The following is a 21,575-nucleotide window of genomic DNA, read 5'->3' as shown; positions in this document are numbered from 1 at the left end:
GTTTCAAATGTTTCAAATGTTTCAAATGTTTCAAATGTTTCAAATGTTTCAAATGTTTCAAATGTTTCAAATGTTTCAGGATAATGCTTCTATTTTTTTAAGAATTCTAGGTTCTTATACTGCTTTAAGTGCATCAATTCGTATTGACGCGCAAGCTGAGCAAAATACAATCTAACTTCGGCCTCAACTGCGACAAGTACCCAGCCGATTATTGTGTCATTTTTGATGGTTCTGAGGTAATCTCAGTTTTTAATTTTGTTGTGGGTGCTTTCGCCTTACGTAGTTGGGCGGCAGAAGAGTCTAGGCGTTCTACTCCGAGCATTAGAACCGTCATTGGGTGAGGCGTAATGAAATCTCGAAGCTTTTGGATTGGTCTCTTGATCTTACTCGGACTGCTAGTTGGCGCTTGGGTTGCTCTGACTTTGGTCTTTCAGTGGTTTGGCTCACTTGATGAGAATCTCGCAGCCGCACTCATCACTGCTCTTCTGGGGTTGATAGGGCTTTGGTACACGCAGTGGGAGTCAAAAACTAGAGACATCTCGGAGAATCATCGGGAAAAGAAGATTGAGGTTTACAACAACTTCTTTGATCTTGTGGAGCGTTTCCAAAACAATGCGATCCCTGCATCAGCCCTTGACGGCGGCGATGTCTCGGAGCAGTTAAAAGCAGAGTTTCGGCGCCTCACTCGCGGCCTCTTGATTTGGGGGTCGCCTGCTGTAATTCGAGCGTATCTAAAATTCAGGGTGGTATCAGCAGAAGGTGGGAATATCTTGTTGGCAGTTGATGAGATGTATCGAGCTATGCGGAAAGATCTCGGCAACAGCAATTTTGGGTTACAGAATGGAGATTTGATCCGACTGAACCTGAAGGATCCCAATGAGCTCAAGCCCTGACTGCCGGCGTGGTATGGCTTAATTTAGGCGATAGGTGTTTTGTGACGGATCATGATGAAACTAAGAACGCCATTCGTAAAAGACTTTTTTGTCAGCACTAGCTCCTGGCGAAAGAAACGAAAAATATGGGTTTAAATTATGTCCCAAATGTCGCGGTCGCGGCTTTGAGTGTGTCGTGCATGAAAATTCTTATATCATGGACGATTGCCCAACCTGCCACGGTGAAAAAGTATTTTCTTATACAACGAATTAAAAGCCTGGTGGAATGAGTTAAGGCACTGTGTTCAACAACAGCTTTTTGGCGTTGTGTCTGCCCAACTTCTGCGTCAAGTGTGACAAGCACCCAGCCGCTTACGGGGCTATTTTGAATTCAGTGATTACTGAATTTTAGTTTATTTTGTTGTGGGTGCTTGCACCCTACGCGGATAGTTGGGCATTAGCAATGAATGATTTTCAGCACACCGGTGAAGCATTGAGAAGAGAAGGCAGCAGCACTGCAGCCGTAGATGATCTCGTTTCTAAAACTTCGACAGCTACATCGCTCGAAGATGTGGCTGCATTTTTGAAGCAATTAGAGTTAGAAGCCAATAAGCTACCATGGCCATTTGACCGCGATTATGCTGCCTTAGCACTTCAATATTCGGCTGACGGCGCGGCACCCTCCGTTGCTAAAGAAATGCTCAAGCTTGCTCTTGGTCGGGCACAATGGTGTGCATCCTGTGCCACCGCCGGGGGTGAGGGTTTAGCAAGGTCAAGGCACGTACGTGAACTAGAGTCGTTGCTCCGCCCACATGCCTAACCATACTATAAGGAACCTCCCCGTCAACCCTTCGCCAAGATGAAGGCCCTGGCCGGATCAAGCCCGGCCGCTTATGCACCCATACCCCACCCTCCAAAGCCTGAACCCTTCCAACAGCAAACGCGCCACATCCACGGATATTGGACTGCCAATCTATAACCGGTCTTATTGGGCTAGCGCCCACCGGATTTTCCGACAAACAACTGTCATTCCGCGAATTTCTTGACATAGATCACATTTTATTCGTATAAAATCGGTTGATTCCACTGAACAGGGTACAAAAAGCCCTTTTCCCATCCTACCAACACCAGCCAGCAAGGCATACACGTCAGGAAACACCACCATGAAGAACAATCGATGGAATGCACCCCGGCGGGTTGCCGCCATCCTGCTCGGCATGGCCTTGACCACCCTTGCTTTGGCAGATGCAGGCTCCGGCACATCCGGCCGCAAAATCTGGTATCGCTATGTTGACAGCAGCGGCCAGACCACCCTGAGCGACCAGATTAGCGAAACCCATATCCGTCTTGGCTACGATATGCTGGACCGCAACATGCAGGTCATCCGCCATTTTCCTGCTTTCGACGCCACCCTCTACCAACAGGACAAGGCTGCCCGTGACAGCGCAATGCGGCGTCAAAAGGAGGATGCCCGCATTCTCCGCCTATATTCCTCCGCCAGCGACGCCACCCGTGCCCGTGACCGCCAAATTGAGGCGTTGGATACCTCCATGGGTTACAACCGCCTGCAATTGATGCGGCTGAACAGCATGCGTGCCAATATTGTAGAGGATTTGGCCAATAAGGAGCGCATGGGCCTGAAACCGGCGGAAAGCGACCGCAACACTGTTGGAAAACTGGATTTGCAAATCGCCGATCTGTCGAAACTGATTGCCGAGCAAAAGGCAGAAGTCAGCACTGTAAAGGTTCGCTTCAGCCCTATCATCAGCCGACTGAAGGAAATTGAAGCAACTCCGGCTCTGGCCTCAGGGAACTAACCGATAGTCTGAAGGCCAGCTTCACTCCCCTGAACACAGCGCCGTCCTTGGAGACGCATAGCACTTTTCAGGTCAAATACGCCAACACTCCCATTACTCCCAACCTAAGAAGCATCACGATACCCCCCCCCCTGCATAAGCTTCTGAATCCGCGCCCGTTGCTTGTCAGCAAATCGATGCATGGCCACATGATTTGCAATCTAACCAAAGACGCATTAGACTTCAAAAAGTGGCGGGTGATTCAGCACGTACACTTGAAACGTGCTGAATCAATCAGAAAGCCCAGTATCACTTTGCTATGGAACCCATCATTTGTTCTCAAACGGCAACACAAATGGATTTTAATTTAAGGTCAATACCTCATGGCCAGGCCACAGGAGTGAGCTCAATGCAAACTTACAAGAACGGCAAAACCGCCATTCTCGCGTTTAAAATCACAGAAGAATCAATCACGATCCAGTACAAGGATGGCAGGTTCTATTTATACACGCGAGAAAGCCTTGGACATGAAAAATTGTCTGAAATGAAGAAGTTAGCGTTAAGTGGCGAAGGATTGGGTAATTTCGTCAGCAACAAGGCCGCCCGGAATTACGCCGGGAAATGGATCTTGGGCTGAAATGCCGGGCCCGGCACCCCTGCAGAAGGATTACACGCGCCCCCCTTCGCTGAGTAGCCCTTGCCTTTCATCCAGGCACTCCGCCGAACCCGTCTCGAATTCCCGGCAAATCAACGGCCGTTTCTCGTAAATGGTGCACATGTACGTCTCCCGGTCCAGCGCCGCGCACCAGCCGTCCTCCAACCGCAGCATCACCTCGCCGCCCCAGGCGTCAATTTCAATGAAATAGTCCGGAACTCCTGTTTCCGTAATCAGCATCACTTCCAGCTTGCAGCAACACGCACGGCAAGTAGCGCAGGTCACCTTCAGTTCCGCAACCGCACGGACATCAATTTTCATCATTCACAACTGACATGGCATTTTTCCGGCATGGTACACCCATCCGTCAACCGCGCCACCCCTGTCCCAGCAGCCGTACGGCATACTCCTCCAGCAACACGTCCAGTTGCTCCGTTTCTTCCGGCCGCTCCCGGGTTGAGTTCATGCGATGTTCCGGCCACACCCGGCGGTCATGGAAAAACCGGCCTGATGCCCCCAAGGGCTCATCACTCGCCGCCAGCCACACCATCGTATCGGCCCCTTCCGCCGCACTACGCAATACCGGGCGCGTCAGCTTGCGGAACAACGGCAGGGCATTCTGCACCCCCGTGGTATCCGCCCAGCCCGGATGCATGCTGAACACCGCCAACGCCGGAAAGCGCTTCGCCCAACGCCGGGTCAGCATGACCTGGGCGCGTTTCGTCCGCGCATAGACCTCCGGCCCCTGATAAGGCATTTGACGCGTCTCCGGATCATCCAACCGGATACGCTGGGTATACATGCCTCCGGACGAAACATTGATCACCCGCGATCCCGGCCGCCCCGCCAAGGTCGGTAACAATATTTCGGTCAGGATGTAATGGCCCAGCAGGTTGGTCGCAAATGTGCTTTCCAGCCCTTCCTCCGTTTCCGTACGTCGGTTCAATAACACACCGGCGTTATTCAGCAGGATATCCGGCTTGCGGGCCACCAACCGTCGGCCCAGCGCCGCCACCGACTTCATATCCGACAAGTCCGCCGACTCCACCTCCGGCTTGCAGGCTCCGGGCAAGCGGCCTATGCGCTGCAACATGGCTTCCAGTTTGACGGCATCCCTCCCCACCAGGATTACGCGTGCCCCCAATCCCGCCAGCCGCTCTGCCGCCGCAGCGCCCAAACCGCCGGTAGCGCCGGTCACCACCACCGTCCTGCCATCTAGACGCGGTAAATACTCCCAGTCCGGGCGATGACGCACTGCATAACCCACGCGGGTATAGCCCAACAGCGATTTTTCCAGCAACCAGTCCAGCATGATGATCAAACCTTGAGTTTGCGACACATTAAGTCCAGCTTCCTTTCTCACCTGTCCCGGCGTCAACGTCAATCTGACAAACCCTTTGTTATGATCCGCACACCCATGAACCGGAGATAATCATGCGTTTGTCGTTATTGCCATTACTGATTGTCCTGTCTTTCAATAGCCATGCCGATGAACCGGTCAAACGCCTGACGGGTACGGTCGATGCCGGATATATCAGCAGCATGGGCAGCACTGGCGGCAGCAAGGACACCTTTCGCGGCAAAGTTGCCCTGACCCATACCGGTGACTACTGGGTCAATATTTTCTCGGCCGAAGGCATCAGCACGCGCGATGATCTTGCCGCCACCAACGATACCGAACGTTATCTGCTCAACTACAAGGCACGGCATTATTTCAACCCGCGCGACTTCTTCACCTTTCGCGCCCAATGGGAAAAGGATCTGCTAAGCGCCAACGATTACCAGAACTTCGTCTCGCTGGGACTGGGACGGGAAATTATCAAGAACGAGCATCATTTCCTGAAAGTGGAGCTTGGCCCCGGCATCCGCCATACCAAACCGGTGGGCGGCCCCGCCAGAGACAACGCCATGGGCCTGCTGAGCTGGGACTATGACGGCAAGATCAGTGAGGCCTCGCGCTTCATCCACAAAGGCACGCTGGAGGCTGGTGAAGACAGCGTCATTACGCGGGTCAGTAACCAGTACAAGCAGCACATTACCAAAGTGGTGGCTATGACCGTGGCCCATGACTACCGGCACGAGAACGGACCCGTCAACACCCGCAGCGGGGTATTCAGCTTTGGCCTCAATTACCAGTTCTGAACGCCCCGACACGGATATACCCTTGACACCCGCAGCCGAATCCTCACGCCGGGCTGAAAAACTTGCTATGATTCAGGCTCCGATTTTCCCGAACGCAGGAAACCCTCCCGTTCCATGAGCAGACACAACCCACCCCTGCAACCTGTCATTTACCAGGACACCGACTCCGGTCTGGATCGCGTGGATTTCAGTGACGCCGCCCATCATGTGGTGAAGCAGCTCGACGCTGCCGGTTATGCCGCCTATGTCGTCGGCGGCAGCGTGCGCGACAGTGTCCTGGGCTTGCATCCCAAAGATTTTGACATTGCCACCAACGCCACGCCGGATCAGATCAAGCACGTGTTCGGCCGTCAGTGCCAGATCATCGGCCGCCGTTTCCTGCTGGCCCATGTCTATCACAACCGGCACATGGTCGAGGTCGCCACCTTCCGCGCGCCTCACCATGAAGGCAGCCACGGGCAAACTTCCGACCACGGCATGATTACCCGCGACAACGTCTGGGGCCGCATTGACCAGGATGCGCTGCGCCGAGACTTCTCCATCAATGCCCTTTATTACCATCCGCTGACCGGGGAAATCCTCGACTTTGCCGATGGCATGAAGGACTTGCGCGCCCGCAAGTTGCGCATGATCGGCGATGCCGCCGTCCGTTACCGTGAAGATCCGGTGCGCATGCTGCGGGCGCTGCGTTTTGCCGCCAAGCTTGGCTTCTCGCTGGAAAAAGGCACCGCCGCGCCCATCCGCAGCCTGGCCTACCTGCTGGGCAGCATTTCGCATCACCGCCTTTATGATGAAAGCCTGAAACTGTTCAGCTGCGGCCATCTGGAAGTGCTGATGCCCGGTTTGCAGTTCTCCGGCCTGCTGTCACAACTGTTCCCGCATATCCGCGAAAGCGGCCACCTGCCGTCGCTAGTGACGCTGGCCTCGCGCAATACCGACGAACGCCTGCGTCAGGGCAAGACGGTCAACCCGGCCTTCTTCTACGCCGTGCTGTTGTGGGACCTTCAGCAAAGCATCCTGCAGCAACGGCTGGACGAAGGCGAAATGCTGCTGCCTGCTTACCAGCAAGCCGCCATCCAGGCGCTGGGCCAACAATACCAGCGTACCGCCATTCCCAAGCATGCCAGCCAGACCGTGCGTGAAATCTGGGAAATGCAGCCGCGCCTGCAACGCCCCAAGTCGCGTCAGGTGCCGGAATTGCTGGCCAGCCCCCGTTTCCGCGCCGCCTTCGACTTCCTGCTGTTACGTGAACAGACTGGCGACAAGGGCACACACGGCATGGCCGTCTGGTGGGAGGAATACCAGACCGCCCATGACGACCACCGTGAGCAGATGCTGCGTCAACTGGACCGTCCCGTTGCCGGCAAGCGCAAGCCTGCAAGGAAAAAACCGGCTCAATCCTCTGCTGCACCGGAGTCCGGCGAGGCATGATGTACCCCGCCTTCATCGGCCTGGGGGCCAATCTGGGCCAACCGCGTGAGCAATTGGTTTACGCGGTTCAAGCCATGGCCTCCCTGCCCGACACCCGGCTGACGCACGTTTCCCGCCTGTATGGCAGCCCCCCCATCGGCCCGCAGGACCAGCCGGATTACGTCAACGCCGTTGCCCGCCTTGAAACAGCCCTGACTCCGCATCGACTGCTGGCCGAACTGCAAGCCATTGAAAATGATGCCGGTCGTGTCAGGGAAAGGCACTGGGGGCCGCGTACGCTGGATCTGGACCTGCTGCTCTACGCCGACGATGAAATCCGCACTGTCAACCTGACCGTTCCGCACCCGGAAATGGTCCATCGCGCCTTTGTCATTGTCCCGCTGCTGGACATTGCCTCCGACGCGGTTTTGCCAAACGGAGCAAAAGCCGCTAGCCTACAGGCCGCCACACCCGGCCCGGACCTGCTTGTCCTGGCCGAATCCGGTTGGTGGCAAACCTGAAATCCTGTGAGGTGCCCGCATGCCTGTCTCCCTGACCACCCTGCGCGACCTGAAACAGCGCGGCGAAAAATTCGCCATGATCACCTGTTACGACGCCATTTTTGCCCAGACCATGAGCCAGGCCGCCGTGGATTGCCTTTTGATTGGTGATTCGCTGGGCATGGTGCTGCAAGGCCATGACTCCACCCTGCCCGTATCCATGGCCGACATGGTGTACCACACCCGTTGCGTGGCCCGCGGCAATCACCATGCCTTCATTTTCGCCGACATGCCGTTCATGTCCTACGCCACCGTCACCGACGCGCTGAAGAACGCCGGTGACCTGATGCAGGCCGGCGCGCACGCCGTGAAGCTGGAAGGCGGCGGCTGGCTGGCAGAGACCGTTACGCAAATGGCGCGCTGCGGCATTCCCGCCTGTGTGCACATGGGGCTTACCCCTCAATCCGTCAATGTCTTTGGCGGCTACAAGGTGCAAGGCCGCTCGGCTGATGCCGCCGCGAAGATGGTGGAAGACGCCAAGCTTCTGGAACAGGCCGGAGCCGCGCTGCTGCTGCTGGAATGCGTACCGACACCGGTGGCAAAGCGGGTGACCGAAGCGGTCAGCATTCCTGTGATCGGCATTGGCGCAGGCCCGCATTGTGACGGCCAAGTGTTGGTGCTGCACGATTTGCTGGGCATGTATCAGGGCAAGCCCGCACGCTTCGCCAAGAACTACCTGCAAGGCCGCGACTCGGTGAAAGACGCACTGAGCGCCTATGTGCAGGATGTGAAATCCGGCACTTACCCTGCCCCCGAGCACGGCTTCAGCCAGTAATCCGGAGACCCGCGCATGAAAACCGAACACACCATCAACGGCCTGCGTGATCCACTGCGCCAGGCCCGGCGCGAGGGCAAGACCATCGGCTTCGTGCCCACCATGGGCAACCTTCACGCCGGTCATATCTCGCTGGTGGAACGCGCCAAGGCGCAATGCGACCTGGTTGTCGCCAGCATCTTCGTCAACCCGACCCAGTTCGGGGCCAACGAAGACTTCGGCACCTATCCCCGCACGCTGGAGGCCGACAGCCAACTGCTGGCTGCCGCCGGTTGCGATTTCCTGTTCGCCCCGGCCGCCACCGAAATGTACGCCAACGGCCTCAACCAAAGCACCAGCGTTCATGTGGCCGAACTGGGCAAGGAACTGTGCGGCGCGCACCGTCCCGGTCATTTTGACGGCGTCAGCAGCGTGGTCAGCAAACTGTTCAACATCGTACAGCCCGATACGGCTTTCTTCGGCGAAAAGGACTTCCAGCAATTGGCCATCGTGCGGCGCATGACGCAGGAACTGAACTTCCCCATCACCATTATCGGTGTGCCGACACTGCGGGCGGAAGACGGTCTGGCACTGAGCTCACGCAACGGCTACCTCAGTGCGGCCGAACGCCAGCAGGCGCCAATGGTTTACCGCACCCTGTGCCAATTGCGCGACGCCATCGGCTATGGTCAGCGTGATTACGAAATGTTGACTGAAGCTGCCCGCCAGCACTTGCAAAAGTCGGGATTTGATCCAGACTATGTATCGGTGCGTCGTGCGTCCGATCTCCTGCCTGCCAAGGCCGAAGATACCGCGCTGGTGATCTTGGTTGCCGCCCGGCTGGGGAAGACACGACTGATCGATAATCTGGCTTTTGAGCTTCCGGCGAGTGCCTGAACGCAACTTGTTGGACGTTATGCATCTTTTTTGGGTTCCGAATGATTGAACCCAAGAAAAGTTTGGGGCAAAATGGCGCGCCATTTCGCCCCTGAAATGGGTTAATGCCCGCGCACCCCCACCCGGAGGCCACCGCCATGCAATGCACCATGCTTAAAGCCAAACTGCACCGCGCTTGTGTGACCCACGCGGAACTGGACTATGAAGGTTCCTGTGCCATTGATGGCAACTTGCTCGACTTGGCGGGCATTCTGGAATACGAACAGATCCAGATCTACAACGTGACCAACGGCGAACGTTTCACGACTTACGCCATTCGTGCCGAAGCAGGCTCGCAAATGATTTCGGTGAACGGCGCGGCTGCCCACAAGGCCCGTCCCGGTGATCGCGTCATCATCTGCACCTACGCCAACTACAACGCCAACGAGCTGATTAACTTCAAGCCGCGTCTGGTGTACTGCAACGTGGACAACACGGTCAGCCATAGCGCCAATGCCATTCCGGTACAGGTTGCCTGATCAGGTCCCGCTGAATTTCAAAGGCCCGGTTTCCAACGAAACCGGGCCTTTTTTATGAATAAAAAACCGCCACCCAAACCGTCTCCTCCTCAGGCGTCGTCCACTCCACCCGATGCCGCTCCCGTGCCGCAATCTCCACCCAATCACCCGGCTTCAATTCCACCACCCGGTCACCCTGTTCAAACCGCAGCCGCGCTTCCCCCTGCACCACCATCACCCACTCGGCTTCCTTCTGTTCATACCAGAAACCGGCCTCAGAGCAGTGGCCATGCGAAATGATGCGCTCAATGCGCACTCCCGGCCGCTGAACCAGCGCCTCAAAAAACTCTCCGGACGCCGGCATCACGGCCGGCGTGGTCAGGTTGCCGACAAGCATCTCAGTACAGCCCCGTCATGGCCCGGATAATGTGGTAATGGTCCTCAAACAACTTCTCCGGCGCCACGGCCGACAGCGGAACCCAGAATGCCAAACGCGCATCATCGCCGCCCTTCACCTTCGGTAACGCCGAGTCCACCGGCTTCAAGTCAAAATGGAAAGCATGGGTAATGGTGCGCCCCCGCGACGAGCGGTACGGATCATCAAATACCTGCTGGCCCTTGATGGCCCCCTTCAGCACCGGCTCCGGCACCTTCAGCCGGGTTTCTTCACGCAACTCACGAATGCAGGCCGTCAGCAAGGTTTCCTTCTGGTCCACAAAGCCGCCGGGCAGCGCCCACTGGCCCTTTCCAGGCCGGGCCTTGCGCTCCACCATCAGGATGTGCCCGGCCTGGATCACCACCGCATCCACGGTCACAAAGGTCGGGGGATAAGGGGCCGCCTCCCAGGTCTTGCGGTACTTGGCAATGAATTCAGCTTCCTCATGCAACTCGGTATAGGTTTCAGTGGCCATGAAGTCCTTGAGAAACTGCCACGCGCCTTCTGGAAACAGCTTGGGGTCGGGCATCTGCCCCAACAGGTAGCAGTCGCGTAACGGCGTGGCGGAAATGGACTGGATGTTATCGACCGGCACGCTGTCCCACTGTGGAAACAACCGCAGGTAATATGAGCTCTCGTCCTTCATGTGGCCAATCAAACCTATGCGCAGCGGCGACGGCTTGCCCAACCGCTCCACCACCGCCTTCACCCCTTCCTGCACGTTCTTCACCCAGACGTCATCGTTATAGAGGCAGTCCTCCAACGGTTGAAGATGCACGCGCGACTGCACTTCCGGCGGCAGGCTGGCGCGGATCATCGCCATGCGCTCCTCAATCGTAAACGGATTGCGTAAATTGCGTGGCTGGCGTGAGGAGCCGATCAGGACAATGACGTCCCTGCCCTGGGTCAGCGCCTGCTCAATGACGCGCTGGTGGGCAATGTGAAAAGGCTGGAATCGTCCGATAAAAACGAGAATGTCGTGCATGGCAGCAAACCCCTTGCTGTAGTGGATGAACGGCGCTGTCTGTCAGCACCGGTTGGATACAAGTAACAGCCACACATCGTCATTCCCACGCAGGCGGGAATCCACGGTGGTTCAATACACTAGTGTTTGTACTGGGTGGACTCCCCCCTGCGCGGGAATAACGGTGTGACTCAGAACGGTACTTTGCCCGTCAGCATGTCCTTGTACATCACCCAGTCGCCCATAAAGCTGTAGACCGGGTACTTGAAGGTGGCGGGCTTGTTATGCTCGAAGAAGAAGTGCCCGACCCAGGCGCAACCGTATCCGGCGACAATTCCCGCGGCGATATAACGCTTCTTGCCGGTCAGCATCGCAGCGCCCAACCCTGCCAGTCCCAGCGTGCTGCCCACAAAATGCAGGCGGCGGCAGGTGCTGTTTTCATGCTGGCTGAGGTAAAAGGGATAGAACTCCTCAAAACTGTTGAAAACCTCCGGAAATTCATCGGTCAGACCAGCCTCGGAGGACATCAGCTCGGTGGGATATGCGTGGGAAGTCATGACCATCTCCTTTTTGTTTTATGGCGGCAATTCCGCTAGCATAGCAGGCTATTTCCGTCTGTCCATGCCGCCCTGAAATCATGCGAATCACATTGCTGCTGCTGTCCTTGGGACTGCTGTCCGCCTGCGGCCAGAAAGGGGCGTTGTACCTGCCCGAAAAACCCGCCCAGGCCCCCGTGAATCCATCGTCCCAACCCTGAATTATTGAGTAAGCCATGACCGCCTTTACCTACCGCAACGGCTCGCTGTTTGTTGAAAACCAGTCGCTGCAAGACCTCGCCTCCCGTTTCGGCACACCGCTGTATGTCTACTCCCGCGCCCAGCTGGAAGCGCACTACCGCGCTTTCGACAACGCCTTCGCCAGCATTCCCCATCAAGTATGTTATGCAGTCAAGGCCAACTCGAACCTTGGCGTGCTGAACGTGCTGGCGCGTCTGGGCAGCGGGTTTGACATCGTTTCCGGCGGTGAACTGGCGCGGGTGCTGGCGGCTGGCGGCGATCCGGCCAAGGTGGTTTTCTCCGGTCTGGGCAAGCAGGATGCAGAAATTGAAGCGGCGCTGGATGCCGGTATCGCCTGTTTCAACGTCGAATCCGATGCCGAACTGGACCGCATCAGCGCCGTTGCTGCCCGCCTCGGCAAAACCGCGCCCATCTCGCTGCGCGTCAATCCCGATGTGGATGCGGGCACCCACCCCTACATCTCCACCGGACTCAAGGAAAACAAGTTCGGCATCGCCATCGAAGACGCCCTGTCCGTGTACCAGCGCGCCGCCGCCCTGCCCGGCCTGAAGATTGTGGGCATTGATTGCCACATCGGTTCGCAACTGACCACCACCCTGCCGTTCGCCGACGCGCTTGACCGGGTGCTGGCCATGATCGACACCTTGGCTGAAAACGGCATTACGTTGGAACACCTCGACATTGGCGGCGGCTTGGGCGTGCGCTACCGCGATGAAGTGCCACCCACTCCCGCTGAATATGCTGAAGCCCTGCTGCCGCGCCTGCAAAGCCGGCAATTGAAAATCTACATGGAACCGGGCCGCGCCATTGCCGCCAACGCCGGGGTGCTGCTGACCCGAGTCGAGTTTCTGAAGCCCTCGGCTGCGAAGAATTTTGCAGTGGTGGACGCCGCCATGAACGACCTGATACGACCCTCGCTGTACAGCGCCTGGATGGACATCGTGGCCGTCACCCCTCGTGACGCCGAGCGTCTGCCCTACGACATCGTCGGCCCGGTCTGCGAAACCGGCGATTTCCTGGGCAAGGAACGCAAGCTGGCGCTGCAGGCGGGCGACCTGCTGTCGGTGATGGGTGCGGGCGCTTATGGCTTTGTCATGAGCTCCAACTACAACACCCGTGGCCGCGCCGCCGAAATTCTGGTGGACGGCGACCAGGCCTATACCGTGCGCCGCCGAGAAACTGTGGCGGACCTGCTGGCACTTGAATCCGTGCTGCCTTAAGGCCACTATAGCCGCAACGTCAAGTATTTAAAGAGAGTGCCTTTATGCGTCTGGAATTCACCAAGATGCATGGCCTCGGCAACGATTTTGTGGTGATTGACCTGGTCACCCAGCGTGTCCGTCTGGAAGCACCGCAAATCAGACAGATTGCCGACCGCCATTTCGGCGTGGGCTTCGATCAGCTATTGATCGTGGAACCGCCAACGCGTCCCGATGTGGACTTCAAGTACCGCATCTTCAACGCCGACGGATCGGAAGTTCAGCAATGCGGCAACGGCGCGCGCTGCTTTGCGCGTTTTGTGCGTGAGCGCCGCCTCACCCGCAAGAGCAGGCTGGTGGTGGAAACTGCCAGCGGCATCATCGAGTTGTTTGTCGACAGCAACGGCTGGGTCAAGGTCAACATGGGCGCCCCGCGCCTGGAACCGGCCGAGATTCCGTTCAAGGCCGACCTGCATTGCCAGACCTACGATATCGAAGTCGGCGGCCGCACCGTTGAAATCGGTGCCGTCAGCATGGGCAATCCCCACGCCGTGCTGCTGGTTGACGACGTGCAAACTGCCCCGGTGGAAACCTTGGGGCCGCTGCTGGAAAGCCATCCGCGCTTCCCGGAACGGGTCAATGTCGGCTTCATGCAGGTGGTGGACCGTCAGACCATCAATCTCCGCGTTTACGAGCGCGGCGCGGGCGAAACCCTGGCCTGCGGCACCGGCGCCTGTGCGGCCGTAGTCTCGGGCATCCTGCGTGGCTTGCTGGACGATCAGGTGCGCGTGCGCCTGCCCGGCGGCGAACTGGATATCCAGTGGCAGGGCCAAGGTGAACCGGTATGGATGACCGGCCCCACCGCCCGCGTCTTTGACGGTGTGCTGCGTCTTTATGACTGGCGTTGAACATGCGGATGCGTTGGAAGGCCTGATGTCGGCCTGGCTGCGCGGGATGCAAACCCAGCAGCAGGCCTCCACGCACACCCTTGCCGCTTATCGCCGCGATGTCAGCAAACTATTGCACTACCTGACCCAGGCCGGTTGCACCGATTGGGCCGAACTGGACCGTGAACGCCTCACGCGCTTCATCGGACCGCTGCTGGGCACCAACGCCCTGCTGCCGTCCAGCGTGCAGCGCCTGCTGTCCAGCGTGCGCAGTTTCTATGACTGGCTGGCGGCGGAAGGCCATGTCTCCCATAATCCGGCCGCCCATTTCCGCATCAAGCGTCCTCCGCGTGAATTGCCCAAGGTCATGGACGTTGACCTGATCAACGCCCTGCTGGACGCCCCGGCACCGGAGGAGCCGGAAGCCGCCCGTCGCTGGAAACGCGATCGCGCGGTCATGGAATTGCTTTATTCCAGCGGCTTGCGGGTGTCCGAACTGGGACACATCCGCCGCCCCGATTACGACGCCTCCGCCGGTTTGGTAACGGTGCTGGGCAAGGGCCGCAAGACCCGCGTCAACCCGGTGGGCAGGAAAGCCCGTGAAGCCATTGCCGAGTGGATGGAGGTTCGCCCCCATTACGCCCGTGAACACAGCGAAAACTGGTTGTTCCTGAATACGCGCGGCGACCGTCTGGGTGAGCGCAGCATCCAGCGCGCCCTGGAGGAACAAGCCTTGCGGGTGGGTATTCCCCAGCACCTGCACCCGCATTTGTTGCGGCACTGTTTCGCGTCACATTTGCTAGAATCGTCGCAGGACTTGCGGGCGGTGCAGGAGTTGCTGGGACATGCCAGCATCAGCACCACCCAGATCTATACCCATCTGGACTTCGGACACTTGTCCCGTGTGTATGAACAGGCCCACCCTCGAGCCAAAAAAGAATGATAAAGCTGCTGACCTTCGACCTGGACAACACGCTCTGGTCGGTTGACCCCATCATCATTCGCGCCGAAAACGCGATGATGGAGTGGTTGTACGAGAACTATCCAGAATTACGCTTCCGCATCAGCCTGGTGCAGTTCGAACAATACAAGAACCGGATTGCCAGCGAGCATCCGGAGATCAGCCACGACCTGACGCAATTGCGCCTCACCACCCTGCGCGAAGTGCTGGAAGGTCACGTCAAAGGCGATATTCCCGGCATCGTCAAGAAGGCCTACGAGGTCTTTCACGAGCAACGCAACCTGGTGCAGTACTTCCCCTATGCGCGGGAAATTGTGGAAGACCTGTCACGGGATTATCCGCTGTACGCCCTCAGCAACGGCAATGCGGATGTGCACAAGGTCGGTATCGGGCATCTGTTCCAGCAGCATTATTCGGCAGGCAGTGTCGGCTTCGCCAAGCCTCATCCGGCCATGTTCGAGCGCGCCCTGCAACATGCCGGGGCCAAGCCGCACGAAGGCATCCATATCGGCGACCACCCTGTCCAGGATGTGCAGGCCGCGCAGGAGGTGGGCATGAAGACCATCTGGGTGAACTGGTTCAACCATCCTTGGCCGCTGACCACGCCGCCGGATGGCATCATTACCCATTTCGAGGAACTGCCGGAAGTGATTGACCGCATCAACGCCACCCGGAACGACCGATGAAGATCTGGGTGGATGCGGATGCCTGTCCGCTGGTGGTGAAGGAAGTCTTGTTCCGGGCCGTGGAGCGTTTGCAGATTCCCTGCACGCTGGTGGCCAATCAATGGATTCACACACCGCCTTCCAAAGTAATCCGGGCTATTCAGGTGGAAGCCGGTTTTGATGTGGCGGACAACCGCATTGTGCAGGAATGCAATGCCGGTGATCTGGTGATTACGGCGGATATTCCGCTGGCCGGAGCGGTAGTGGCGAAGGGGGCGTTTGCCTTGAATCCGCGCGGGGAGTTTTATACCCCGGAAAGCATCAGCCACCGCCTGACGATGCGGAACCTGATGACGGAGTTACGGGATAATAATCAGGTGAAGACGTTTACGGCGGGTTATGGTCCGAAGGACAAGATGGCGTTTTCGAATCAGCTGGACCGGTTTTTGGCGAGGCACTGGAAGAAACCGGCGGAGTCAGAAAACACCAGCCTGTAGGTCGGGTTTCAACCCGACAAAACCCTCCGCCAAATAACCTGGTGTAATCCATTATCGAAGGCTTGTGTCGGGCTGAAGCCCGACCTACACATCACAATACCCTAGATCGGCTTCGATCCATAACTGCTGACTGGCTTCCGTGGCGGGTCCGACGTCTCATCCGCCGGCACCTCTACAATCTTGCCGCCGCGTGACAGGAAGCGCTCCATCTCCTCTTCCAGCTGCCGGCGCAAGGACTCCTTGCTCGACACCGTCAACGACTCGGCTTCAGCCACATCACTCAACGCACCCTCAGAAGCCGGCGCAGCGCCGCCTTCGGCAGGCGCTTCAGCCGGTTCATCGCCAGTATCCGGATCATCATCGACCGGATCAGCGGTTTCATCAAACTCATCATCAAAATCGCTGTTAGACATAAAAACCTCGACTGCATAAATCCATGGTGAAGATTCTTACGATTTCGGCGGAGAAATACCAGCCTTGAGCATCACGACAGAACATGGTAATGCAACGCCGCCAATGCCTACCTTTTTAGTCACTGCCGCCGAAAAATCAAGCGCTGGCCCGATGAAAGTCCGGAATATCGGGACAGGCTTGCGCCAAGGCCGGTAAATCGCCTTCCAGCCCCAGCGCCTGCCGTTCAAAAAACGCTTTCAGGGGTAGCACCCGGTTCACCACGCCCACACCGTCATTGCGCAGCTGGATCAACCACGGCCAGTGCGCGGCGTACACCCGTTCCAGCCCGGTCATGCTGTGCATGATCAGGGCATTGTGCCCGCGACGACGCCGTGAATAGCGCCCCAGCACCGACTCATGCCCCGGCGGCAAACGCCGGTCCAGGCCACGGCCGATTTCCTCGGCCAGCACCGCCGCATCCAGAAAGCCCAGATTGACCCCCTGCCCGGCCAGCGGATGGATGTTATGCGCGGCATCGCCAATCAGCGCCAGCCCCGGCAAGGTGTAGCGTTCGGTATGGCGCGCAATCAACGGGAATGCGAAGCGACGATCGGTCCACTCCACCACACCCAGCGCATCGCCAAAAGCCGTTCCCAGCTCCCGGCAAAAAGTCTCATCATCCATCTGCATCACCTGATCCGCCCGTTCATGGGTGGCGGACCAGACTATGGAGCATAGATGGGGGTCAGGCAGCGGCAGGAAGGCCAAGGGGCCGGTTTTGAGGAATATCTGTCGTGCGGTAGCCTCATGAGGCCGGGAGGTGCGCACGGTGCATACCATGGCCTTCTGGTGATAGCCCCAGACCTCCATGGAAAGCGGAGCCAGACGCCGCACCGCCGATTGCGCGCCATCCGCGCCCACCACCAGACCCGCCTCGATGATTTCGCCGGAATCCAGTTGCACCTGCCAGTGCGAAGCATAACGCTCCAAACCTACCACACGGGCCGGAGCCAGCAGGCGCACCTGCGGATTTTCCAGGGCGGTTTCGGTCAGGGCCCATTGCATCAGCCGGTTTTCCACCAGGCAACCCAGATGGCTTTCACCAATATCCGCGGCGGAAAACACCAGCTCGGCGCGGCCCTCTTCTTCACGCACTTCCATGCGGGTGTAGGGTGAATACCGCACTGCCGTTACTTTCTTCCAGGCACCGACATGCCGAAACATGTTTTCAGAGGCGCGGGAAATGGCGGAGACGCGCGGCTCGTAGGGCGCGTCCGCCGCCGGAGGAGTCACCGGGGCGGTGTCAATCAGCAGGATGTCCAGATGCCGGTCTTTCAGCGCGGCGGCAAGCAGACTGCCCACCATGCCCGCGCCCACAATCACGATATCAGCTTTCACACAGCCTTCCTTCAATCCACGGTTAGAATCAGCCCCGCATTATTTGTTCAATGTCCGCCACATGCTTGGGAGCCGCCAGCGTCAGGATTTCATGGCCCTGCCGGGTTACCAGCACATCATCTTCAATGCGCACGCCAATGCCGCGCCAGCGCGGATCCACCGACTGGCAGTCGGGCGAAATATACAGGCCCGGCTCAATGGTCAGCACCATACCCGCCTCCAGTTGCCGCCAATCCTCGGCCACCTTGTAATCACCCACATCATGCACATCCATGCCCAGCCAGTGACCGGTGCGGTGCATGAAGAACTCGCGGTACAAGGCTTTTTCGATATTTTCTTCATAGCTGCCCTTCAGCAGGCCCAGATCCAGCAGGCCGCGCGTCAGGATATCCACCACTACTTCGTGCGGCTTGTTCCAGTGATTGTCCGGATGCACCACTTCAATCGCCGCTTCCTGTGAAGCCAGCACCAGCTCGTAAATGGCTTTCTGTTCGCCGCTGAAACGGCCATTGACCGGGAAGGTGCGGGTGATATCGGAGGCATAATGGTCCAGCTCGCCACCGGCATCAATCAGCACCAGGTCGCCGGACTGCATTTGCCGCCGGTTTTCCACGTAATGCAGGATGCAGGCGTTGTTGCCGGAACCGACAATGGTGTTGTAGGCCGGAGCACTGCAGCCGTTGCGCAGGAACTCATGCAGCAATTCCGCTTCCAGCTCGAACTCGTAGAGGCCGGGCCGGGTCTTCTGCATGGCGCGGATGTGCGCCTGGGCGGAAATACTGGCCGCCTTGCGCATGATGTCCAGTTCACCGGCGCTCTTGTACAGGCGCAACTCATGCAGCAGGTGGCTAAGCATCAGGAACTCGCCGGGCGCTTTAACGCCTTGCCGGGCGCGGCCCTGCAAATGACTGATCCAGCCCATCACCCGCGTATCAAATTCCGGCTGCGCGCCCAGGTTCACGTACACCCGCTTCTTGCCTTCCAGCAGGCCGGGAATGGTTTCATCCAGCTTGGCGATGGGGTAAGAGTCATCGGCTCCGTAAAGTTCAATGGCCCCTTCCACCCCGGCGCGGATGCCGTCCCAGATTTCCCGTTCCCGATCACGCTCGCGGCAAAACAGGATGAACTCTCCCTGCGGCCGGTTGGGTATGATGCAGATCACCGCTTCCGGTTCGCCAAAGCCGGACAGGTAATAAAAATCACTGTCCTGCCGATAACGGTAGTCGGTATCGCGGTTGCGGACGGCTTGCGGGGCGGCGGGAAGGATGGCGATGGAGTCCGGCCCCATCCATTCCATGAGGGCGGCGCGGCGCTGGGCGAATTGTTGTTTTGGCAGCAGGGAATACATACGCGTTTTCTGCTCAGTGCAATTGTTCGTGAACGGGACGATGTTCTTCGGCGGGCGACATTTCCTCAAACAGGTGAATGGCCGCCAGGCGCACAAACTCGTAGACCTCCATGAAGGCCTGTTCATCCTCTTCGTTGTCCGACTCGCCTTCACTGCTGACATGGGCAATGTGCACCAGGTCCTGCAGGGTTTCCTGGATGTCGCCGTCCTTCAGGCGAAGGTCATCGCCGCGCACTGCCAGTCCGAAACCGGCCAGCAATCCCTGACACCAGTCGGCCAGTCCTTCCAGTCGGTCGGCCAGCAGGGACTCGTCCCCCGGAATCAGCGGCAGGAACACCAGATCGGACGCGCCCAAACCTTCCAGCGTGGAAAGTTGCAACTGCCAGAGGCTGGCCACCAGCCCGTCATCAAAGGCCTGATCGGCCTCGGTGTGGGCTTCCAGCATCTTCATGAGTTGCTGGCGATTGAAGCGCACTCCCCCGGCCAGTAGGCCCGTCATGACCCCGTGGATTTCCGGCGCGGAGCTGTTCAGCTGTAAATCTTGTAACAACTGATTTAATTCCGGCAAAGAAGGGGCTTTTGCAGCTGGATGCATGATAAATCCTGATTGACCCTGATTGAGTTTAAAAACTATATTAGCCGCCAAAATCCCTGAGTGCGACTGAAAAAAATGTTGGAACAAGATCTCCGCACACTAAACGCCCGCATCGACAGCCTGATCCAGAAGATCCAGGCGGTTGGCGCTGAAAATGCCCGGCTTCGTGCAGCCGCTGGCGAAGTCCAGAACCTGCGAAACGCCGCTGCCGGCGAAGTGCAGTCCCTGCGTGCAAAGGTAGAAGCTTTGACCGCCGAAAACAATAGCCTCCGGGCCAAGGAAACAGCCCTCGCCGGCGAGCGGGACGAACTGTCCCGCAAGAATGATCTGGCCCGCGCCCGCGTGGAAGCCATCATTTTGCGCCTGAAGGCCCTTGAAACTCCCGAAGCCTGAGAGTAAACGACCATGTCGGTTGAAACCGTTGAAGTACAGATTTTTGACAAGTCCTACCGGATCAACTCCCCGGCCGGTGAACAGGCAACGCTGAAGCAGGCCGCCAATTACCTGGACCAGAAAATGCGGGAAATCCGCGCCGCCAGCAAGAACATGGAAAGCGAGCGCGTCGCCGTGCTGGCCGCCCTCAATATCTGCCACGAACTCTTCTCCAGCAAGGCCAAACCGGCTGAAGATCCGTCAAAGATTGCGCAGGCGCTGCAACTGCTGATCGGCAAGATTGATCGCGCCATCGCCAGTTAGTCGTAACAAAAGATGAAAGCCGTTGCATCCCGGAATCAGTGGGATATACTGAAGCCATCTCTAGGATGCACGCCAATCTATCGCGTCCCCTGAGCCGATTTCATCTCTTTGGGAAGCGGTATTGATGTGGTGGTGTGCATGTCTGTTCAGTGCCCGGCCTGTCCGGTCACCAGCAGAAAGCCTGATCCGCATACTGGCTTCCCCCTTGAACCTTTGGGTTCAAGGGCCAAGATGGGTAGCGGCATTCTGGAGCCTTTCCCCTTGCTTCCCGATCAGCGTCCCGACCTTCGCAAGCAACTGCGCCTGAAAAGGCGTGATATTCCCTCGCATATTCAACGAAAGTCCGCCAAGGATTTGCTGCTGCATTGCCGCCGTTGGCCCGATTTCCACCAAGCCCGCACTGTTGCATTCTACCTGCCTATCCAGGGTGAAATCAGCCCCCTGCCCCTGATGCATCTGGCGCATGCCTTGGGCAAAGCCTGTTATCTGCCGCGCATCAGGCCCTTTCCGGCCGGCAGTCTGGTCTTTGTGCGCTGGCGCCCTGGCAGCCGACTATACCGACAGCGCTGGCATATCCGCGAACCGCGTCATGGCGGCCGAAGGGAAGCGCGAGGACTGGATCTGGTCTTCATGCCGCTGACCGGATTCGACCGGCAGGGACACCGACTGGGTATGGGGGGCGGATTTTATGACCGGACGCTGGCGAAATTGCCGCAGCGACCATTAAGGGTGGGATTGGCTCATGATAGCCAGCAGGTAGCATCCATACCGGTCTGCCCTTGGGATATCAACCTGCATGCAGTGGTGACACCTTCCGGGCGGACAAGCTTCCGGGCGGGCGCAAGCCGCCGGATACCGCTTTAGCGGAAAAATTCCGGGTAACGCAGGCGTCGCGCAGCATCACGCACTTCACGGTCGGAAATGGATTCCGCAAAATCCAGCACGGCATTGGCATATTCCTGATTCTGACGAAACCAGACCAGATCAATGACACGGCCGCTGGCGCGACGAAGCGCCACATAAAAACGGGTTTGCAGAATAAAATCTTCCGGTTGCTCAACCGGCGGGCCGGCTTGTTGCAGACTCTGAGACAGGGCCATCTCACTCTCCTTTCGCACAGGCAATGCGCTGATTGTGCAAAAAGTAGCAAAGCCCG

The 21,575-nt window shown here is 58.0% G+C and carries 29 protein-coding genes and 1 other RNA gene; 20 read left to right on the top strand and 10 right to left on the bottom strand.

All coding sequences use genetic code 11. The features are described from left to right. Nucleotides 1–347 precede the first annotated feature (347 nt). The 4 genes from Q7T36_RS15640 to Q7T36_RS15625 all read left to right on the top strand — a co-directional run bounded on the left by Q7T36_RS15640 (nucleotide 348) and on the right by Q7T36_RS15625 (nucleotide 3,305). Entirely contained in the window at nucleotides 348–893 is a 546-nt protein-coding gene (locus tag Q7T36_RS15640) for a hypothetical protein (RefSeq protein ID WP_304850724.1), read from the top strand. A gap of 442 nt (nucleotides 894–1,335) precedes the next feature. Beyond that, complete coding sequence (locus Q7T36_RS15635) at nucleotides 1,336–1,692, top strand: hypothetical protein (protein ID WP_304850721.1); 357 nt, start codon at nucleotides 1,336–1,338, stop codon at nucleotides 1,690–1,692. Between the two features lie 343 nt (nucleotides 1,693–2,035). Further along, nucleotides 2,036–2,689: a hypothetical protein gene (locus tag Q7T36_RS15630; protein ID WP_304850719.1), complete on the top strand. Its 654-nt coding sequence runs from the start codon at nucleotides 2,036–2,038 to the stop codon at nucleotides 2,687–2,689. Nucleotides 2,690–3,077: 388 nt separating this feature from the next. Next, nucleotides 3,078–3,305 carry a hypothetical protein gene (locus Q7T36_RS15625; protein ID WP_304850716.1) on the top strand — a complete coding sequence of 76 codons (228 nt, stop codon included), beginning with the start codon at nucleotides 3,078–3,080 and terminating at the stop codon, nucleotides 3,303–3,305. 30 nt (nucleotides 3,306–3,335) lie between these two features. On the opposite strand, the gene Q7T36_RS15620 is transcribed toward Q7T36_RS15625, so the two are convergent. Beyond that, nucleotides 3,336–3,647: a YkgJ family cysteine cluster protein gene (locus tag Q7T36_RS15620; protein WP_304850714.1), complete on the bottom strand. Its 312-nt coding sequence runs from the start codon at nucleotides 3,645–3,647 to the stop codon at nucleotides 3,336–3,338. A gap of 43 nt (nucleotides 3,648–3,690) precedes the next feature. Then, complete coding sequence (locus Q7T36_RS15615) at nucleotides 3,691–4,635, bottom strand: SDR family NAD(P)-dependent oxidoreductase (protein WP_304850711.1); 945 nt, start codon at nucleotides 4,633–4,635, stop codon at nucleotides 3,691–3,693. Nucleotides 4,636–4,757: 122 nt separating this feature from the next. Between Q7T36_RS15615 and Q7T36_RS15610 the strand changes: the two genes are divergently transcribed. From Q7T36_RS15610 to panD, 6 genes are all read left to right on the top strand, one after another. Continuing rightward, nucleotides 4,758–5,465 (top strand): YdiY family protein, encoded by a 708-nt coding sequence (locus Q7T36_RS15610; protein WP_304850709.1) that lies wholly within the window; start codon nucleotides 4,758–4,760, stop codon nucleotides 5,463–5,465. 114 nt (nucleotides 5,466–5,579) lie between these two features. Then, nucleotides 5,580–6,896, top strand: a complete 1,317-nt coding sequence (gene pcnB, locus Q7T36_RS15605) for a polynucleotide adenylyltransferase PcnB (RefSeq protein ID WP_304850706.1) — start codon at nucleotides 5,580–5,582, stop codon at nucleotides 6,894–6,896. After that, the gene (gene folK / locus Q7T36_RS15600; protein WP_304850703.1) at nucleotides 6,893–7,396 is read left to right on the top strand and encodes a 2-amino-4-hydroxy-6-hydroxymethyldihydropteridine diphosphokinase; all 504 of its coding nucleotides are present in this window, start codon (nucleotides 6,893–6,895) and stop codon (nucleotides 7,394–7,396) included. Before pcnB ends, folK begins: the two co-directional genes overlap by 4 nt. A 19-nt stretch (nucleotides 7,397–7,415) precedes the next feature. Beyond that, nucleotides 7,416–8,210, top strand: a complete 795-nt coding sequence (gene panB, locus Q7T36_RS15595) for a 3-methyl-2-oxobutanoate hydroxymethyltransferase (RefSeq protein ID WP_304850700.1) — start codon at nucleotides 7,416–7,418, stop codon at nucleotides 8,208–8,210. A 15-nt stretch (nucleotides 8,211–8,225) separates the two neighbouring features. Beyond that, complete coding sequence (panC, locus tag Q7T36_RS15590) at nucleotides 8,226–9,086, top strand: pantoate--beta-alanine ligase (RefSeq protein WP_304850697.1); 861 nt, start codon at nucleotides 8,226–8,228, stop codon at nucleotides 9,084–9,086. A gap of 137 nt (nucleotides 9,087–9,223) precedes the next feature. Further along, nucleotides 9,224–9,604 carry an aspartate 1-decarboxylase gene (gene panD / locus Q7T36_RS15585; protein WP_304850742.1) on the top strand — a complete coding sequence of 127 codons (381 nt, stop codon included), beginning with the start codon at nucleotides 9,224–9,226 and terminating at the stop codon, nucleotides 9,602–9,604. 52 nt (nucleotides 9,605–9,656) lie between these two features. On the opposite strand, the gene Q7T36_RS15580 is transcribed toward panD, so the two are convergent. The 3 genes from Q7T36_RS15580 to Q7T36_RS15570 all read right to left on the bottom strand — a co-directional run bounded on the left by Q7T36_RS15580 (nucleotide 9,657) and on the right by Q7T36_RS15570 (nucleotide 11,540). After that, nucleotides 9,657–9,980 carry a cupin domain-containing protein gene (locus Q7T36_RS15580; protein ID WP_304850694.1) on the bottom strand — a complete coding sequence of 108 codons (324 nt, stop codon included), beginning with the start codon at nucleotides 9,978–9,980 and terminating at the stop codon, nucleotides 9,657–9,659. Between the two features lies 1 nt (nucleotide 9,981). Then, the gene (locus Q7T36_RS15575; RefSeq protein WP_304850691.1) at nucleotides 9,982–11,004 is read right to left on the bottom strand and encodes a bifunctional nicotinamide-nucleotide adenylyltransferase/Nudix hydroxylase; all 1,023 of its coding nucleotides are present in this window, start codon (nucleotides 11,002–11,004) and stop codon (nucleotides 9,982–9,984) included. Nucleotides 11,005–11,174: 170 nt separating this feature from the next. Then, nucleotides 11,175–11,540 (bottom strand): DUF962 domain-containing protein, encoded by a 366-nt coding sequence (locus Q7T36_RS15570; protein WP_304850688.1) that lies wholly within the window; start codon nucleotides 11,538–11,540, stop codon nucleotides 11,175–11,177. An 80-nt stretch (nucleotides 11,541–11,620) separates the two neighbouring features. On the opposite strand from Q7T36_RS15570, the gene Q7T36_RS15565 reads away from it, so the two are divergent. Genes Q7T36_RS15565 through Q7T36_RS15540 form a run of 6 tightly spaced genes read left to right on the top strand, consistent with a single transcriptional unit; the run spans nucleotide 11,621 to nucleotide 15,989 of the window. Next, complete coding sequence (locus tag Q7T36_RS15565; RefSeq protein ID WP_304850686.1) at nucleotides 11,621–11,740, top strand: lipoprotein; 120 nt, start codon at nucleotides 11,621–11,623, stop codon at nucleotides 11,738–11,740. Between the two features lie 15 nt (nucleotides 11,741–11,755). Further along, nucleotides 11,756–13,000 carry a diaminopimelate decarboxylase gene (gene lysA, locus Q7T36_RS15560; RefSeq protein WP_304850683.1) on the top strand — a complete coding sequence of 415 codons (1,245 nt, stop codon included), beginning with the start codon at nucleotides 11,756–11,758 and terminating at the stop codon, nucleotides 12,998–13,000. 44 nt (nucleotides 13,001–13,044) lie between these two features. Beyond that, nucleotides 13,045–13,887: a diaminopimelate epimerase gene (gene dapF / locus Q7T36_RS15555; protein ID WP_370690140.1), complete on the top strand. Its 843-nt coding sequence runs from the start codon at nucleotides 13,045–13,047 to the stop codon at nucleotides 13,885–13,887. Next, a complete protein-coding gene (locus tag Q7T36_RS15550; RefSeq protein WP_304850680.1) occupies nucleotides 13,874–14,809 on the top strand; it encodes a tyrosine recombinase XerC in 936 nt (311 codons plus the stop codon). Before dapF ends, Q7T36_RS15550 begins: the two co-directional genes overlap by 14 nt. Further along, complete coding sequence (locus tag Q7T36_RS15545; RefSeq protein ID WP_304850677.1) at nucleotides 14,806–15,513, top strand: HAD family hydrolase; 708 nt, start codon at nucleotides 14,806–14,808, stop codon at nucleotides 15,511–15,513. The genes Q7T36_RS15550 and Q7T36_RS15545 overlap by 4 nt, the downstream gene beginning before the upstream one ends. Further along, nucleotides 15,510–15,989 (top strand): YaiI/YqxD family protein, encoded by a 480-nt coding sequence (locus tag Q7T36_RS15540; protein WP_304850674.1) that lies wholly within the window; start codon nucleotides 15,510–15,512, stop codon nucleotides 15,987–15,989. The genes Q7T36_RS15545 and Q7T36_RS15540 overlap by 4 nt, the downstream gene beginning before the upstream one ends. A gap of 101 nt (nucleotides 15,990–16,090) precedes the next feature. Here Q7T36_RS15540 and Q7T36_RS15535 read toward each other — a convergent pair whose 3' ends face one another. The 4 genes from Q7T36_RS15535 to Q7T36_RS15520 all read right to left on the bottom strand — a co-directional run bounded on the left by Q7T36_RS15535 (nucleotide 16,091) and on the right by Q7T36_RS15520 (nucleotide 19,723). After that, nucleotides 16,091–16,402 (bottom strand): hypothetical protein, encoded by a 312-nt coding sequence (locus tag Q7T36_RS15535; RefSeq protein ID WP_304850671.1) that lies wholly within the window; start codon nucleotides 16,400–16,402, stop codon nucleotides 16,091–16,093. Nucleotides 16,403–16,538: 136 nt separating this feature from the next. Continuing rightward, complete coding sequence (locus tag Q7T36_RS15530; RefSeq protein WP_304850667.1) at nucleotides 16,539–17,780, bottom strand: UbiH/UbiF/VisC/COQ6 family ubiquinone biosynthesis hydroxylase; 1,242 nt, start codon at nucleotides 17,778–17,780, stop codon at nucleotides 16,539–16,541. 28 nt (nucleotides 17,781–17,808) lie between these two features. Continuing rightward, the gene (gene pepP, locus Q7T36_RS15525; protein ID WP_304850664.1) at nucleotides 17,809–19,128 is read right to left on the bottom strand and encodes a Xaa-Pro aminopeptidase; all 1,320 of its coding nucleotides are present in this window, start codon (nucleotides 19,126–19,128) and stop codon (nucleotides 17,809–17,811) included. Nucleotides 19,129–19,141: 13 nt separating this feature from the next. Further along, entirely contained in the window at nucleotides 19,142–19,723 is a 582-nt protein-coding gene (locus Q7T36_RS15520; protein WP_304850661.1) for a UPF0149 family protein, read from the bottom strand. A 75-nt stretch (nucleotides 19,724–19,798) separates the two neighbouring features. Between Q7T36_RS15520 and Q7T36_RS15515 the strand changes: the two genes are divergently transcribed. The 4 genes from Q7T36_RS15515 to Q7T36_RS15500 all read left to right on the top strand — a co-directional run bounded on the left by Q7T36_RS15515 (nucleotide 19,799) and on the right by Q7T36_RS15500 (nucleotide 21,283). Then, nucleotides 19,799–20,116: a TIGR02449 family protein gene (locus tag Q7T36_RS15515; protein WP_304850658.1), complete on the top strand. Its 318-nt coding sequence runs from the start codon at nucleotides 19,799–19,801 to the stop codon at nucleotides 20,114–20,116. A 12-nt stretch (nucleotides 20,117–20,128) separates the two neighbouring features. After that, the gene (locus Q7T36_RS15510; RefSeq protein WP_304850655.1) at nucleotides 20,129–20,419 is read left to right on the top strand and encodes a cell division protein ZapA; all 291 of its coding nucleotides are present in this window, start codon (nucleotides 20,129–20,131) and stop codon (nucleotides 20,417–20,419) included. A gap of 54 nt (nucleotides 20,420–20,473) precedes the next feature. Next, nucleotides 20,474–20,676, top strand: a non-coding RNA gene (gene ssrS / locus Q7T36_RS15505) — 6S RNA. Between the two features lie 4 nt (nucleotides 20,677–20,680). Further along, on the top strand, nucleotides 20,681–21,283 hold the full coding sequence (locus tag Q7T36_RS15500; protein WP_304850652.1) for a 5-formyltetrahydrofolate cyclo-ligase: 603 nt from the start codon (nucleotides 20,681–20,683) through the stop codon (nucleotides 21,281–21,283). On the opposite strand, the gene Q7T36_RS15495 is transcribed toward Q7T36_RS15500, so the two are convergent. Beyond that, entirely contained in the window at nucleotides 21,280–21,519 is a 240-nt protein-coding gene (locus tag Q7T36_RS15495) for a hypothetical protein (RefSeq protein WP_304850649.1), read from the bottom strand. The two genes, Q7T36_RS15500 and Q7T36_RS15495, sit on opposite strands and share 4 nt — an antisense overlap. Between the last annotated feature and the right edge of the window lie 56 nt (nucleotides 21,520–21,575).

It is taken from the genome of Fluviicoccus sp. (assembly GCF_030646115.1).
GTDB lineage: Bacteria > Pseudomonadota > Gammaproteobacteria > Pseudomonadales > Moraxellaceae > Fluviicoccus.
The sequence above is the reverse complement of the archived record's forward strand: the minus strand, read 5'-3'. Positions and strand labels throughout refer to the sequence as shown.

Excerpts from the sequence above, each read along its gene's own strand:
- Q7T36_RS15535 (WP_304850671.1), bottom strand. The coding sequence starts at position 16,402 with ATGTCTAACAGCGATTTTGATGATGAGTTTGATGAAACCGCTGATCCG.
- pepP (WP_304850664.1), bottom strand. The coding sequence starts at position 19,128 with ATGTATTCCCTGCTGCCAAAACAACAATTCGCCCAGCGCCGCGCCGCC.
- panD (WP_304850742.1), top strand. The coding sequence starts at position 9,224 with ATGCAATGCACCATGCTTAAAGCCAAACTGCACCGCGCTTGTGTGACC.
- Q7T36_RS15520 (WP_304850661.1), bottom strand. The coding sequence starts at position 19,723 with ATGCATCCAGCTGCAAAAGCCCCTTCTTTGCCGGAATTAAATCAGTTG.
- Q7T36_RS15515 (WP_304850658.1), top strand. The coding sequence starts at position 19,799 with ATGTTGGAACAAGATCTCCGCACACTAAACGCCCGCATCGACAGCCTG.
- Q7T36_RS15635 (WP_304850721.1), top strand. The coding sequence starts at position 1,336 with ATGAATGATTTTCAGCACACCGGTGAAGCATTGAGAAGAGAAGGCAGC.
- Q7T36_RS15550 (WP_304850680.1), top strand. The coding sequence starts at position 13,874 with ATGACTGGCGTTGAACATGCGGATGCGTTGGAAGGCCTGATGTCGGCC.
- Q7T36_RS15570 (WP_304850688.1), bottom strand. The coding sequence starts at position 11,540 with ATGACTTCCCACGCATATCCCACCGAGCTGATGTCCTCCGAGGCTGGT.
- panB (WP_304850700.1), top strand. The coding sequence starts at position 7,416 with ATGCCTGTCTCCCTGACCACCCTGCGCGACCTGAAACAGCGCGGCGAA.
- Q7T36_RS15540 (WP_304850674.1), top strand. The coding sequence starts at position 15,510 with ATGAAGATCTGGGTGGATGCGGATGCCTGTCCGCTGGTGGTGAAGGAA.
- Q7T36_RS15620 (WP_304850714.1), bottom strand. The coding sequence starts at position 3,647 with ATGATGAAAATTGATGTCCGTGCGGTTGCGGAACTGAAGGTGACCTGC.
- Q7T36_RS15625 (WP_304850716.1), top strand. The coding sequence starts at position 3,078 with ATGCAAACTTACAAGAACGGCAAAACCGCCATTCTCGCGTTTAAAATC.
- lysA (WP_304850683.1), top strand. The coding sequence starts at position 11,756 with ATGACCGCCTTTACCTACCGCAACGGCTCGCTGTTTGTTGAAAACCAG.
- panC (WP_304850697.1), top strand. The coding sequence starts at position 8,226 with ATGAAAACCGAACACACCATCAACGGCCTGCGTGATCCACTGCGCCAG.
- Q7T36_RS15545 (WP_304850677.1), top strand. The coding sequence starts at position 14,806 with ATGATAAAGCTGCTGACCTTCGACCTGGACAACACGCTCTGGTCGGTT.
- Q7T36_RS15640 (WP_304850724.1), top strand. The coding sequence starts at position 348 with ATGAAATCTCGAAGCTTTTGGATTGGTCTCTTGATCTTACTCGGACTG.
- Q7T36_RS15495 (WP_304850649.1), bottom strand. The coding sequence starts at position 21,519 with ATGGCCCTGTCTCAGAGTCTGCAACAAGCCGGCCCGCCGGTTGAGCAA.
- Q7T36_RS15615 (WP_304850711.1), bottom strand. The coding sequence starts at position 4,635 with ATGCTGGACTGGTTGCTGGAAAAATCGCTGTTGGGCTATACCCGCGTG.
- Q7T36_RS15565 (WP_304850686.1), top strand. The coding sequence starts at position 11,621 with ATGCGAATCACATTGCTGCTGCTGTCCTTGGGACTGCTGTCCGCCTGC.
- Q7T36_RS15630 (WP_304850719.1), top strand. The coding sequence starts at position 2,036 with ATGAAGAACAATCGATGGAATGCACCCCGGCGGGTTGCCGCCATCCTG.
- pcnB (WP_304850706.1), top strand. The coding sequence starts at position 5,580 with ATGAGCAGACACAACCCACCCCTGCAACCTGTCATTTACCAGGACACC.
- Q7T36_RS15510 (WP_304850655.1), top strand. The coding sequence starts at position 20,129 with ATGTCGGTTGAAACCGTTGAAGTACAGATTTTTGACAAGTCCTACCGG.
- Q7T36_RS15580 (WP_304850694.1), bottom strand. The coding sequence starts at position 9,980 with ATGCTTGTCGGCAACCTGACCACGCCGGCCGTGATGCCGGCGTCCGGA.
- folK (WP_304850703.1), top strand. The coding sequence starts at position 6,893 with ATGATGTACCCCGCCTTCATCGGCCTGGGGGCCAATCTGGGCCAACCG.
- Q7T36_RS15610 (WP_304850709.1), top strand. The coding sequence starts at position 4,758 with ATGCGTTTGTCGTTATTGCCATTACTGATTGTCCTGTCTTTCAATAGC.
- dapF (WP_370690140.1), top strand. The coding sequence starts at position 13,045 with ATGCGTCTGGAATTCACCAAGATGCATGGCCTCGGCAACGATTTTGTG.
- Q7T36_RS15575 (WP_304850691.1), bottom strand. The coding sequence starts at position 11,004 with ATGCACGACATTCTCGTTTTTATCGGACGATTCCAGCCTTTTCACATT.